The organism is Globicatella sanguinis (genome assembly GCF_002847845.2).
GTDB classification, from domain to species: domain Bacteria; phylum Bacillota; class Bacilli; order Lactobacillales; family Aerococcaceae; genus Globicatella; species Globicatella sanguinis.
On sequence record NZ_CP126962.1, the window covers coordinates 1187777 to 1201615 of the forward strand.

General features: G+C 36.1%; 15 protein-coding genes and 1 riboswitch. Of the genes, 4 read left to right on the forward strand and 11 right to left on the reverse strand.

The window, feature by feature from the left end:
* Nucleotides 1–284 precede the first annotated feature (284 nt).
* Both CYJ72_RS11655 and CYJ72_RS05140 read right to left on the reverse strand, forming a co-directional pair.
* Entirely contained in the window at nucleotides 285–434 is a 150-nt protein-coding gene (locus tag CYJ72_RS11655; RefSeq protein ID WP_101813300.1) for an NUDIX domain-containing protein, read from the reverse strand.
* A gap of 298 nt (nucleotides 435–732) precedes the next feature.
* Nucleotides 733–1668 carry a LysR family transcriptional regulator gene (locus CYJ72_RS05140; protein ID WP_066126376.1) on the reverse strand — a complete coding sequence of 312 codons (936 nt, stop codon included), beginning with the start codon at nucleotides 1666–1668 and terminating at the stop codon, nucleotides 733–735.
* Nucleotides 1669–1830: 162 nt separating this feature from the next.
* Here CYJ72_RS05140 and CYJ72_RS05145 point away from each other — a divergent pair, with 162 nt between their 5' ends.
* Both CYJ72_RS05145 and CYJ72_RS05150 read left to right on the forward strand, forming a co-directional pair.
* On the forward strand, nucleotides 1831–3180 hold the full coding sequence (locus CYJ72_RS05145; protein ID WP_066126375.1) for an acyclic terpene utilization AtuA family protein: 1350 nt from the start codon (nucleotides 1831–1833) through the stop codon (nucleotides 3178–3180).
* Between the two features lie 23 nt (nucleotides 3181–3203).
* Nucleotides 3204–3521, forward strand: a complete 318-nt coding sequence (locus tag CYJ72_RS05150; protein WP_066126372.1) for a DUF4387 family protein — start codon at nucleotides 3204–3206, stop codon at nucleotides 3519–3521.
* 286 nt (nucleotides 3522–3807) lie between these two features.
* On the opposite strand, the gene CYJ72_RS05155 is transcribed toward CYJ72_RS05150, so the two are convergent.
* The 6 genes from CYJ72_RS05155 to CYJ72_RS05180 form a co-directional block, all read right to left on the reverse strand.
* Complete coding sequence (locus tag CYJ72_RS05155; RefSeq protein ID WP_284630822.1) at nucleotides 3808–4602, reverse strand: nitrilase-related carbon-nitrogen hydrolase; 795 nt, start codon at nucleotides 4600–4602, stop codon at nucleotides 3808–3810.
* An 11-nt stretch (nucleotides 4603–4613) separates the two neighbouring features.
* A complete protein-coding gene (locus CYJ72_RS05160; protein ID WP_284630823.1) occupies nucleotides 4614–5513 on the reverse strand; it encodes an alpha/beta hydrolase in 900 nt (299 codons plus the stop codon).
* A gap of 72 nt (nucleotides 5514–5585) precedes the next feature.
* A complete protein-coding gene (locus tag CYJ72_RS05165; protein WP_101813303.1) occupies nucleotides 5586–6173 on the reverse strand; it encodes a rhomboid family intramembrane serine protease in 588 nt (195 codons plus the stop codon).
* Nucleotides 6174–6203: 30 nt separating this feature from the next.
* Nucleotides 6204–6503, reverse strand: coding sequence for a DUF503 family protein (locus CYJ72_RS05170; protein ID WP_101813304.1), 300 nt, complete (start codon nucleotides 6501–6503; stop codon nucleotides 6204–6206).
* Nucleotides 6504–6633: 130 nt separating this feature from the next.
* Nucleotides 6634–7257: a plasmid pRiA4b ORF-3 family protein gene (locus tag CYJ72_RS05175; protein WP_066126364.1), complete on the reverse strand. Its 624-nt coding sequence runs from the start codon at nucleotides 7255–7257 to the stop codon at nucleotides 6634–6636.
* Between the two features lie 563 nt (nucleotides 7258–7820).
* On the reverse strand, nucleotides 7821–9185 hold the full coding sequence (locus CYJ72_RS05180; protein ID WP_284630824.1) for an FAD-dependent oxidoreductase: 1365 nt from the start codon (nucleotides 9183–9185) through the stop codon (nucleotides 7821–7823).
* 1100 nt (nucleotides 9186–10285) lie between these two features.
* On the opposite strand from CYJ72_RS05180, the gene ndk reads away from it, so the two are divergent.
* Entirely contained in the window at nucleotides 10286–10687 is a 402-nt protein-coding gene (ndk, locus tag CYJ72_RS05185; protein WP_284630825.1) for a nucleoside-diphosphate kinase, read from the forward strand.
* Nucleotides 10688–10855: 168 nt separating this feature from the next.
* A riboswitch (SAM riboswitch) is annotated at nucleotides 10856–10953 on the forward strand.
* 71 nt (nucleotides 10954–11024) lie between these two features.
* Nucleotides 11025–11342 (forward strand): hypothetical protein, encoded by a 318-nt coding sequence (locus tag CYJ72_RS05190; RefSeq protein WP_066125697.1) that lies wholly within the window; start codon nucleotides 11025–11027, stop codon nucleotides 11340–11342.
* Between the two features lie 278 nt (nucleotides 11343–11620).
* Here the strand turns inward: CYJ72_RS05190 and CYJ72_RS05195 are convergent, their stop codons facing one another.
* The 3 genes from CYJ72_RS05195 to CYJ72_RS05205 all read right to left on the reverse strand — a co-directional run bounded on the left by CYJ72_RS05195 (nucleotide 11621) and on the right by CYJ72_RS05205 (nucleotide 13416).
* Nucleotides 11621–12043, reverse strand: a complete 423-nt coding sequence (locus CYJ72_RS05195; protein WP_066125695.1) for a GNAT family N-acetyltransferase — start codon at nucleotides 12041–12043, stop codon at nucleotides 11621–11623.
* Between the two features lie 113 nt (nucleotides 12044–12156).
* Complete coding sequence (locus tag CYJ72_RS05200) at nucleotides 12157–12390, reverse strand: AAA family ATPase (RefSeq protein WP_219525942.1); 234 nt, start codon at nucleotides 12388–12390, stop codon at nucleotides 12157–12159.
* Nucleotides 12391–12897: 507 nt separating this feature from the next.
* The gene (locus CYJ72_RS05205; protein ID WP_066125690.1) at nucleotides 12898–13416 is read right to left on the reverse strand and encodes an SWIM zinc finger family protein; all 519 of its coding nucleotides are present in this window, start codon (nucleotides 13414–13416) and stop codon (nucleotides 12898–12900) included.
* Nucleotides 13417–13839 lie beyond the last annotated feature (423 nt).

The window sequence follows — 13839 nt, forward strand, 5'->3', positions numbered from 1 at the left end:
CTTGTTCCATAGCTGAACACATCTTATTTGAACTAAATTAGGTAGGTCAAAAATTTACTTTAGTTTGGTTTAGTTAAAGATCATTTTGCACATAATGGATAATCTCGTTACTTGATAAAATGGTCTTAATATGGTTTTTGATGAAGTCTGGTTTAATATTAAATTGGTCGATTTTTTCTAAAGGAATCCACACTAATTTTTCTTTGAGATCCGTTTCAGTTGGCAGGTTGTGAATACCGTCAACATTGACCACTTAATAAAATTCTAACGTATGTCGGATTTTCTCAGCCTCTGTGCCAACCCCCTTCATGAAAGAAATTTTCGCAAACAACGGCTAATCGCGCCACTTTAGTGGTTAAACCTGTTTCTTCAAATAATTCTCTTTCAACCGCACTAGCAGACGTCTCACCTATTTGAACTCCGCCACCAACCATATAAAAATAATTACCGGCTTAATTTTCAACGAATAACTTTTTTTGTTCGTGAATAATAATGCCCGCACTCCGGTAGCGAAACCATGTTTGTTCATGGTCAATCACACAATCATTTAGCATATAAACCCTCCTTGTATCAAAAACTTATACTATTTAATTTGAATGTTTATTTTATCATTTTTCTAAGACAACGCAAAGAGGGGATACACTCACTCAGCCTCATATATTTTACTAAAGACTTCTAAACCATCAATATCAGTCCCTTCAACAACTTTATTTTGGATGCAAGCCAAAAATTTTACTCTCGAATCCTTTCTTCAATTTGAGACATAAAGGTGATTAACGATTTTTCAGCAGGTGTTAAATAATCATACTCTTTATAACAACAATAGATTGGTCGGTTTATTGCTTGTTCTTCCAATTGACAGTAAAAAGATTGAGGTGCTTCTTGTTTATAACGATGGAGTGCCATACCGGGGACAAAAGTAAAACCTTTGTCTAAATCCGTTAACTGACCACAAAAATGAATGCTGGTCGTTTCCATAATATGACGTGGCTCAATATGATAAAGGGTAAATAAACTATCCGCTATTTTGCGCATCCCTCTTCCTTCTTTTAATAAAATCATCGTTTGATCTTGCAATAGCTTTATTGAAATCGCAGGATTCTGTGTACCTGGATACCAATTTTCCTCCAGTACTTCTCGTTCTTTTACAAACGAAGGCGGGACCTGCAAATACACTCGGTTTTCCATTATTTTAGTGTACTGCAAGGTTGTGTGATGGGTGTGATAGACCAAAGCTAAATCCACTTCATTCTCGGCTACCATATCATACAGTGCTTCCATCCGTTCTTCTATAAAATGTAGTTCCACATGGGGGAAATTTTGATCAAAATAGTGGATGAGATGTGGTATTAAAAATTCGCCGGTTAAGGTCGTTACTCCTATGCGGATTTGTTTTTTCTCTAAAGAGTCAGAATGAGCCATTTGATTTAAGACAGAACGATATATAGCATTAACTTTCTGACAACTCTCTAAATAGAGTTCCCCTGCCGGAGTCAGAGTTAGGCCATTAGGCTCTCGTCTAAATAATAGGGTTCCTAACTCTTTTTCTAACTGACTAATATAACGACTTAAAGCTGGCTGAGAAATATATAATCGACGAGCGGCTTTGCTCATATTCTTTTCATGTGCTACTGTCATAAAATAGTCGATTTGCTTTTCATTAATCATTCGTAACACCTCTTCAAAATTATTTTTTCTATTTTTATCATAACATACAAGTTATACCAATTCTTATTTTTTCGCATTTTACATTATACCAAATGCATTTTATAATAAAACTAAAGTATACGCTTACAATACCCATTGTTTATTTAGAAAGGAAGAAGGAATATGAGCAAAGTAAAAGTGTTTGTTCCCTACGGTGCTTTAGGACTAAATATTACCGAAGAAGCATTTGAAGCTGGTATCGCAATGAAACCTGATATCCTCTCCAGTGATGCGGGTTCAACCGACTCAGGTCCCTATTATTTAGGTTCTGGATTAGGAAAATACGCTTTAGAAGATGTCAAACGCGATTTAAAAAGAATGATTTTAGCAGGTGACCAACTGAATATCCCAATTACCATCGGTTCTTCTGGCACTTGTGGATCGGATGTTGGAGTCGATACTGTCTATCAACTTGCAGTAGAGATTTGTCAAGAAGCTGGCATTCATAAAAAGATTGCACGTATTTATTCACAACAAAATGTTGAAGTGATGAAAGAAAAATTCCGTTTAGGAAAAATCTCCCCTCTAGCTGGAGCACCTGAAATCAGCGAAGCAACATTTGATCAATGCGATCATATCGTGGCCTTATTAGGGGCTGAAGCCTATATTGAAGCCTTTAATAATAATGCTGATATTATTATTGGAGGACGCGCAACCGATACCGCTGTCATTGCGGCTTACCCATTAATGAAAGATTGTGACCCGGCTGCATGTTGGCACGCAGCTAAAACGGTCGAATGTGGTGGTGTTTGTACCTCCGCTGGTTTATTAGGAGGCGTGTTTACAGAAATTGATGACACCGGTTTTACCATTCATAGTGTCCAACCAGGAAGTACAGCTACCCCTTATTCGGTATCGTCACATATGATCTATGAAAATTCAAATCCCATCCGATTATATGAACCAGGTATTTGTATCGACACAGCCAACTCAACTTATACCGCTCTCTCAGATACAGCCGTCAGAGTTGAAGGAACAACGATTGAATACTTACCATATAATTTAAAATTAGAAGGCGCTGGTGCTGTCGGCTATCAAACCGTTAGTATGGCTGGTATTCGTGATCCAAAAATAATGGAAGACCCACAAGTTTGGATTGATTCCGTATCTGAAGCGGGTGTAGAAAAACTGACGAAAAATGGAATTGAAAAAGAATCATACGATTTCTGGCTACGTCCCTATGGTTACAATGGTGTTTCTGGCGCACCGGTACCTGAAGATTACCAACCAAACGAAATTCTCATGATGTTAACTGTTACCGCTGATACCCAAGAATTAGCTTCAAAAGTAGCCAAAGCCTTTAATCCATTATTGTTACATCATAATATTTTTGAAGCTAAACAAATGCCATCCTATGCCTTTATTTTCTCCCCACCTGAAATTGAACGTGGTAAGATTTATGAGTTCAAACTTCATCACACTATTGAATGTGATCCACTCGAACTCATTCGCTTTAAGTATGATGACATTTAATTCGGATAAAAGGAGGAATCAAGATGTCAGTCAAATTAAATACAGTAGAATCGATTGCTAAATATGTTCGCAGTAAAAATGCTGGTCCTTTCTGGTTAACCATCGATGTCTTTTGTCATAATGTCGAAGATACTAAAAAAATAACTTCTGCATTTGAAAATAATCGTGATTATATTGCCACAATGTATGGAGTCAAACCAGAAGAAGTAGAGATTTATTGTCTTGAGCATATACAAGTAGCTAAAGTCAGTATGCCACGGAGACCAATTGAAGGTAGTCGGGATGAAATTGATATGCACGGCGGACAAATGTATGTTTCCTTATTAGACATTGAAGTTTAAGACTATTCTGCTGAAAATAAATAAAACCGGTAAGCTTAACATCTCTTCCGGTCGTCATATGGTTTAATTAAGGAATTGGAGCGGAAACGTTAATCGTCATCGCTCCATTTTTTATAGTTAAAACCAGTTGCTCAATTTCCACAACACTTTGCCAACCAAGAATAAAACTTTATTCATGGGAGTGGGCATAAATTTGAAATAAAAAGCATTCTACTCCCTGTATAGACCCGCATTACGAAACTCGGACTTCACAATAAAATAAAATGCTCTCTGTATCGATTTGCACTTAATATAATTCTGGACGACGGTCACGGTAAAAATCAAAACTTGCTTTTACTTCTTCAATCATTTGCGGTCGAATTTCAAAAGTACCAAAAGACTCCTCATCTTTTACAATAAATTGAACATTGGTTAATGGATCAACAATTTGACTATGACCACCGGTCACACCTGGGCCATCTGATAACTCAGGGCTAAATTGATTCGCACAAATCGTGAAAATTTGGTTTTCTAGTGCGCGAGCTTTTAATAACACTTCTAGATGATGGATAAATGCTTTTGGCCACGCTGCTGGAATAAATAATAATTGGATCCCATCAAGAGCCAATTTTCGTACCCATTCAACAAAATCCAAATCATAACAAATAATTAAGCCACATTTTATGCCCTCTAATTCAAAGACACACAACTCATTACCCGCGGTCATTGCTTCTGACTCGTCTTGGGGATGATAAAGATGCACCTTATCATAGCTAGTAATGAGTACACCCTCACGATTGTAGACGTGAGCAGTATTATAGTAGTGATCCCCTCTTTGTTCAATAATGGAGCCGCCCACAATATTCACTCGATATTTTGTAGCTAATTGTGATAATAAAGCTTTCGTTTTTTCGCCGTTGAAATCGGCATATTTTTCTGGTTGAGAAGTTGCAAGAGGCATATTCCACAATTCTGGTAATAACACCACATCACCGATACCTTGTTTAGAGTGTGCCAATTGCTCGAAAAGTGCTTCAACTGCTTGATAGGGATTAGTGGTTGGGGTTGGGCAAGCTTCTAGCTGAATTAAACTTATTTTCATTAAATACTCCTTTACTTTTTCCGGTGACAAATAGAATGATAAAATTCGATATAATCTTGAATAACCGCCTCAAACATCGGTTCTAAATAAATCTCAAAATGCGCGCAATCATATTCTTTAATTGTGGCATGAGGTGCTTGTTGGGCCCATTTTATAGTAGCTGAAGCTGGGGCAATGGTATCTTTTTTACATAGGGCAAAATAAATGGGTGTTGTAACGTCTCGGGCTAACTTTCCTGGCGAGTATTTTAGAAACTCTAATAAAGTACGGGCTGGGACTTGATTAATGAAATGAGCTTCACCAATCATTCTACTGGCGCTATCATCATAATCTGCCACTGTCATCAATGCTACTTCAGCTTTATTACCTGCCAGTTTTAACATAACCGGACGATAGCCTCTTATCATTGATATGATATCCGCCACTAAATAGGGCATCATTTTAAGTAATGAGAAAAGAGGGACTGCACGCGTCGTCGCCCAAGTATCGGTATAAGGACATTGAGCAATTGTAGCGGTAATATCCTGACGCTCAGCGGCTAATTGAATCACATGACCGCCACTAAATGAAGTGCCAAATAAAAATAACCGAGTAGTATCTACTCTTGATTCTTTTTTTACCCACTCAATCGCATGTCGCCAATCAGCCAATTGATGCTGAACATTAATTAATTGACGCCTCTGACCCTCACTCGCCCCAAAATTACGGTAATCGAACAAAAAGCAAGCCAGGCCCGCTTGAGCAAAACGTTGGGCATACGCATCCAATCGCATATCACGTAAAGCACCTAAACCATGCGCCATGACAATGACTGGTGCCGGATAGCGTGTTGCCGGTAAATACAACCAGCCACTGCAACGCGTGCCGTCAGAATAAAAATCGCTGTCTTCACGGATGTATCGGTGTGCCAAGAAAATGACCTCCTCTAATTATAAATAGTATCCTTGGTTATCATGCTTAAAAAGTGCAAATTACAAAGTCATTTATCGATGCTTAGCTTGGTACAAATTTAATTGATAGCCTAAATAAGCCCCTACTAAGCCACCGATCATATGCGTTAAATTTGAGATATTATCGGAAGTAAAGAGGCCTTGATGGACTTCTTTGCCGATATAAAGCAACGCCACCAATATAAACGTAATCGGAATTTCCCCTTCTTTTAAACTGGTCATCGATGCGAATAATATGAAAGCAAAAACTACTCCACTAGCTCCAAGTAACGCCACTCGTGGAAATAGTAAAAAATGAATCACACCCGTTATGAAGGCTGTCGACAAGATGACCACTAAAATATTCAGCGAACCATACTTATCTTCTAGCAAGGGTCCAATCACTAAAAACATCATCATATTACCAATCAGATGATCCCAATTTGCATGACCCAAGACATGTCCAAAAAATCGCAAATAAGTTAAGGGATCCCATAACGATGAATGGTAAACGCTAAATAGCGTCCGCGTCAAAACGCCTCCTAACACCTTATCAAACAACAGAATCATAAAACTAGCAAAAGCAAAAGACAATATGACTGGCGAATTAAATGATAATTTCATTTTCTTAGCGTTTTTCATGTGACTGCACTCCCTCATCGAACATTGATATTAATCAACAACCAAAATATCCCAAATAACTTTCTGTAATTCGCAGGACTTATTCAAAGTAAAATCATATAAGAAATCTTCAATCCGTTGAGCATATTGCTCGCATTCTAGTTCCGACAAACAAACCAACGCTTGCGATAAATGTAGCTGTTGATAATCTTCTTGATGGGCCGTCTCTCGCACACTAACTGAAAATCCCTTTTTTAACTGTGAAACTAACGACTGGCGAATATTGCGTTTGTCTTTTAAAGAGTTAGCATAAGGTAACTTTATCGAAATTTCCATCACTAAAACTAACACGCGTCATCCTCCTAAAAGTTATCTATCTTCAGTATAGCATCAAACTTATCTTTAAAATAACAAAACCCTATGAACTTTACAAACTCAAATGTAAAACCATAGGATTTTAATTTAACGGGTCGAGAATAAATTACCAATTGATTTCCACTTCTGAACCATAAATATGATAAGGCAAAATAACATCCCCATTATTTAGCCGATAAAACTTAGCTAATCGCTCATTCACTTGAGGTAGATCATAGTCTTCTAAAATTCTTGGATTCCATTCAACCCACTCTTGATACTCTTTAGAATCAGGGTTTTTTGCCAGTTCCCTAATTTCCTCTAAACCACCAGGGCCGCCACAATCTTCCGATATGTTTTCGCCGCGAAAGCTGACCACACTAGGGACCTCCTCTGATGTTATGACCTTTACTTTCATCAAGGTGATTTTAAACTCCCAATTATCGCCGAAATCATAGGTATAATCGAGAGTGTTTAGTTCTAACAAATAAGGAAGTACAAGTGTTTTGTCTGCATCCACGTAGTTGATTCCCTCATTATAAGAATTAAAATACTCATCACGCATATACTCAAGGTTTATTTCAAAAGGATACGACTTTTTAGTGAAATTAAACAAATGCATATCATATAGGCCAAATGCAATTTGAATAATATGATGCAACTCAAAAAAAGTGATACGATTCGGTAATATTAAATTACGCCAAATCGGAGGCGACTTTATCTCTTTTAATTGAACTTTAACTTGAAACATTTTTTCAACTCCCTAATCAAATTGTTATTCGAAAAAAATAGCATTTATCTACTAACAGTATAAGATATCGAACGCATTTTTTCTACTTAGTTCTTCCATAAAAATGCTCTGGGCTTTCCCATAAAAAATGAATGTGATGTTTTAATTGAATCTTTCCTTACATTCTAAGTTGCAATTTACGCTCCTGATTCCATATTGAAGTCAGAAAGAATGGAGTAAGCCAAGCATCTTCCAATATACGAATTGATACTATTTTTAATTAATCTGATGCAATAAAAAAAGTCTCTAAGCTTATAATACTTAAAGACTTTTTACTATTTTAATTCTTATAAAGAATATCATCCAATTCAAATGGGAGTGGGCAAGAAGTAGAAAATTAAATAATTTTCGCTTCGTCTGCCCACCCCCGCACAGTTGAATAGGTCTCAAACAAGTCGTTTAGACGCCATTTGAGACCACTCAACCACTGCGCTTTGAATTAAATAGATATGGCTGAACAGAATTTAAAAAGTTTTTGCCCAGCCTCATTTCCACAATAGAGTATAGAAATTAATTCGTTTGAATTAGAATAAAATCTTGTCCGCTCCACCAAATTGATTTCCTAATGCTTGATGAGCAAGCACTTGAACATAATGCCATGGACGGTCATAATTTGGTTGATAGAAGAAGTCTACCATTGCTAATTGTTCTAACGTCCATTTCGCATTAATCGCAATCGATAACGCATTGATGGAATCCGCCACGTCATGAATAGAAACAAATTGTGCGCCTAAAATCACATGCGTGTCTTCATCAAAGTAAATCTTCATATGAACCGTACCTGGTCGACGCATAAAGTCTGGATAAACTTTTTCTTCACAATAAGCTGAAGCAATCTTACCATCATAACTATCCGCACTCACATGCCCTAAACCTGTTGTGACAACCGTATAATCGAAAACATGTAAAGCAGAAGTTCCTGATACCGGCATCATCTTCACTAATGATTCTTTTCCTAAAGCATGTAAAGCCGCCACTATTCCTTGACGACGAGCATTCGTTGCTAAAGCGATATTGGTTTTCTTGCCGGTCGGTGCATACATAACTTTAGTTGCATCCCCACCCGCATAAATGTCTGTTACAGAAGTACGCATGAATTCATCGATTTCTACAAATCCACGATCATCGATATCGACAATTCCTTTTAACCATTCGGTATCTGGTTTAACTCCTACTGCAATAACAACGGTATCAGCCTCATATTCTCCTTTATCCGTTACAACGCCTGTTACTTTGCCATCTTCACCGATTAATTTCTCAACTTTTTCTTGACCTTTGAAAGTCAAGCCTTTTTCTTTGGCATGATTTTCTAATACTGTTGCTAATTCTGGATCCACGTAAGTAGGTAAGATATGCTCTAGACCATCTAATAAAATAGCTTCAATTCCGGCTTCTGTGTAGGCTGTCGCCACTTCGACACCAATATAACCCGCACCGATTACGACCGCTTTTTTACTAGATTTCATTCGTTTTTTAACTGTTCCAGCATCCTCACGCCCACGGAAAGTATGAACATTTTCTAAATCATACCCTTCAAATTTTGGAACAGGTGCAAATCCTCCCGGACTCAGTAAGAGCTTATCATAGCTTTCTTCCTTCTCACCTTCACTATCCTTAATTTGAATTGTTTTAGCCTCAGGATTAATCCCCACTACTGCTGTTGAGTAATGCATATGGATTCCTTGATCAGTATAAGATTGGTTGGTAGCAAAATGCAATTCGTCTAAAGTTTGAGCAATACCTTGAAGATAAGATTGAGCACCACAAGACATAAAGGACGCGTGGTCACCTGCTTCATATAAATGAATCTCTGCACTCGGTTCTTGCTTCAAGATAGTCTGTACCGCTTCAAATCCAAAATGCGATGTTCCAACTACTACGTACTTCATAAAAAAGTCTCCTCTCATTTATTATAACCATTCTAAACTGGCAACATATTCATCATAACACTCATCAAAAAAATTTGCATCTAAAAAGACTTATATATGAATTTTTTTAGTTTGTTAGTACAAGACATTTCTGATGATTGAAATTTCAAAAAAATATATTTAATACTTAACAAGTGGGATTGAGATGAAGTAGCAAATAAAATGAGTTATGCTTTTGATGCTGTACACAATTTGGTTGGTATCAACTAATCTTTCGACTCCGTCTGACGCCAGTCAACTATTTCGATTATCAATTAATCAGATATTACCAACGTCACTGTTGAAGTTTTGTCTAATTTCCTTTCGTTATCTAACCATCCAAAGGATGGCTTTTTCACAAAGTTTCATTTTTCAAAACGATGTAAAATATTTTCATCAGAAAGCTAATTGAACAATGTAAGCATTCCAAACACAACAAAACTAATAAAAATGACAAAATGATGCATTTTTTGTTTTCATAAATTTTCAGTATGTCTCATTTTGAGACACAAAAACAGCCTTTTTTGAATGTTATTTTCATTTTCATAAATTTTAGAAAAATACTTCGCTAAACTTTATATATTCTTAATAATTAAGCAAAATGTGTCTCAAAATGAGACACGGGCTTGTGAATGAAAATAACCAGAATAAAATGATCCATTTTACTTGTAATTTTAAATTCGTTTCACAAGCAACCTGAATAATAACTAAAAAACGTCCTCAAAAATCGAATACTATTTAATGTATTATTGGTTTTCTAATTCACAATATTTCCCGTTGTTTTATTAAAACTATTTTTTCGAAACTCAAAACTAAAATACTATGGGGAGTTAACCAGCACCTACTAACGATTTTGGTATCAAGCAATTGCTGACGTCTTATTGCACGCAATCCATCGTCATGGCGTTAGAAATCGTGTTGCCATAATCATATCTCAGTACACAGCTGTTCTAAATTTTGATAAAGGCACACACGTGACATAACCTGGCATCATAAATGAATATGCTAGCACCATATCAAAGGCATTATCATCACTTTCTTGGTATAATAATGAAAATAAGGTTTAGGAGAGTGATTAAATCATGAGTCAACAAACATACATCATGTTAAAACCAGACTGCTTGAAGCGCGGCTTGATGGGAGAAGTGATTTCGCGGATTGAAAAGAAAGGATACCGTATGGTACAAGCCAAATTAATGACCCTTGACGCATCGATTATTGCCGAACATTATGCTCATCTGATCGACAAACCTTTTTATCCTAGGCTCGAACAGTTTATGTTATCAGGCCCTGTCTTTGGCATAGTGGTAGAAGGGGAAGAAGTAATTCAAGGCATGAGAGCCATGATGGGACCAACGAATGTCTTTGAAGCGGCACCCGGTACGATTCGTGGAGACTATGCAACGGATGTCACTTATAATCTGATTCATGGATCAGACTCGCCTGAAACAGCTAAAGTAGAAATTAACCGATTTTTTAACTGATAATAAGCGACGTTCAAACGCAACAATAGTCTGTTCTACGTCGCTATCGAAGTAACTGCGTTGAAGTTTATTATTTAGCCAATTTAAAACGACTTTCATCTAACGTAAAAAATAAACATTGAAATATCGCTTAATAAATGATAATATCAATATACAATTAAAAATCACAACTTATCCAGAGCAAGCAGAGGGAATTGGCCCCATGACGCTTCAGCAACCTACCATTGGCAAGGTGCTAAATCCAACTCGAAAGAGATAGATGAGTCGAACCCAGTTATTTGGCACGACGAATCTCGTTGTGCTTTTTTAATTGAATAAATAACTAGGAGTGGTTCGTTTGTTACCAGAAATGAAGAGTAGTTTTGACGAGTTTATTAAAGGAATCAAAAAGTTTGATATTATGCCACATTTAAGATTTCGAAGAAGTCAGAGTGGTGATGTTACTGAACATGATTGGGTATTTCTAGTCAATACGCGCCCACCGCATAATGGGGCTCATCTTGGTCGTTGCTGTACCTGTTGTATTGGCAATGGCAGTATCAATGATTACGATCATTTCAAAGAATCTTTTAGCTATGAAGAATACGAAACGATTGTAAATCTGTTATTCGATTATATTTATACTGACTCTCAGCATAAATCCATTCAGCCATAATCCGACTCATCAAGAAAGAGGGTTTAAGTACAACGCTATTGAGCATGCCACTTAGACTCTCTTTTTGTGTTGAAATATTTTTTGTAGAGACATAGCTTTTGTTGTTTAGCCAGATACAATTCCATTATCTTAAGCAGTGGCAAACAGTAGAAAATCGATTGAATTTTGCTTCGTTTGTTTGCTCTCTGTTTACGGTATTATCTTGAATTTTTTATTTTATCTAACCTCGAGATGCCCATAAGTCTGATTATGTTCTATACCGGTTAATCCGTAAAATCTTAAGCTTTATACTGCATTAAAAGTTCCAGATTATTGGTGACTTCATCCATCTCCTGTGAGATAGTCGTTAATCCTTCACGTTTATAGAATTTTACGGCACTCTCATTTTCATGATATACCGTAAGCAGCAATTCTTGACGAAGCCCTTTTACATAATCTAGTAATTGCTTGCCAATGCCTTTAGAACGCATACTCTTATCTACAAAAATCCCCGTAAGATAATTATCTTGCAACCCAACGAAGCCTACAATTTTATTCTCATATTCATAAACATAGATTTCAGCACCTAACAGTTGTTCTTTAACCATTGGTGCATTAGCTATCCAATATTCGCGATTTATAAAGTGATGTGACTCAAGATTGCTATCAAGCCAAATTTTCATCACTTGATCAAGATCTTCTAATTTAAACCCTCTAATCATCTTCAATTCCTACTTTCTGTGGTACTAATTTACTGGCTTTAGACTGGTACTATGTATGGATTACAAATAAGCTATTTCGCTAATTCCTCCTAGGTATTAATACCGCGGTTTCCCTAGCTGACAGCTTGTAAATGAAGCGCTACACTATCTTGAAATTTTAAAGTATCTAGATTTTCAAAATTCAAATAAATAATCTGTTCTTCAGTTACTCCATTTTCTATTAGCCAATCCTTATATTGAAACATAATGGTAGACTTTCCAGACCTTCTAACACCTGTAATGACTTTTATTAAATCTTTATTCTTCCATTCTTTTAACCAGTTAAGTTCTCGTTCTCTGATTATCATTATTTTTCTCCCGTGGTATACTTTTATTTCACAACAATTATATCACCATAAGGGGGGGTATTTAAACATAACCCCAAACTTCATCTCCCTAAAGGAGGTATATATGATTTTTTATTAACATATCGCTATCAGAGAAGTAGATGATTGTGACATAACTCTCATTTTAAATTTTCTCTCAAACTATTTTAGTATCCTAATAGAATGAGAATTATCGATTGGTGAAGTATTATTTTCTAAAAATAAGATCTTTATCATACAATTAAAATATTGAAGTGCTCGAAAAAAAGCTGGGAAAAAACTGAATAGTTTTGGTCCCAACTTATCTTCTAATTAATTAACTGTTCGGTGATTACGTGTCCTTAAGTTACATTCTTCGAATATATTTAAATCCTACTCAAATGCGCCAAGGTAGGCAGACGAAGTTAAAATCCTTTGATTATCAACGCTTATTCTTTCTATCTACGGTATTGCCCATTATTTGCACTTTTTAAATACTTACACTATTTATTAATAATAATAGTCATCGTAATCATAATCATCTTCATAATCCGGGAAATCACGATCAAATTCATTTAAAAGGGCTTCGATTAATTTTTCTCTGACCTGTTCAACACTAAGACTATTTACATAAGCTGTAATTTCTTTAAGCTCTTTTTGTCGCTCTTTTTGATATTCCTTTTCCCATTCATTGTATGCATCTTCTTTTGCTTTTTTCTCTTCTTCTATCTCTGCGATAATGGCATCCGCTTGTTTAGGAAAATAGTAGAAGTATAATGCTACCATATGCTTACAAACCACTCTTCTCCCATTAGCAAACGGGCAATTACATTTTGACTTTCTGGGATGATTAATATCAATTGAAACATGATACACATTTTCATTAGAGCCTTTAACTTCCCCTTTATAGATACCCTCGCCACAACAAGTTCCATTTAAAACAGCCTTATTTTGATGGTAGGAAATTCCTCTATGAAAAGACGCATTACTTGCCAAATGAACGAGTTTCAACTCTTCCCAAATACTCATATATCCACCTCAATTTTTCAAATATTATTAATTTTTCTTGTTAAAAAAGCTCATTCTTTCTACAAAATCCTTCACCATTGGACACAAATCGACTCGAGATAGATGCGTTTTTCTGTTCATTTCAAGGAATGGATTTTCGTATTTCCCCCTATCCACATAGTAAGATTACTCTCTATGCGTATAGGTACCACCCTATTTACCAAACGCAATCCATCATCGACTTCTTAAACTCAATTCTTTTCCCTTTACTAATATTTCACAACCTCACCAAATTGATATTCACGGTTTTTTACATAAGTGAAAATTTGATAAAGGTTATTTGAATGAAAATGACCAAAGTCACAGTTTGCTCCACCATTTTGCATTATGCCATAACCTGATGCATCATATACCGTCGTGAAGGCTTTAATCATTCTTCGAGTT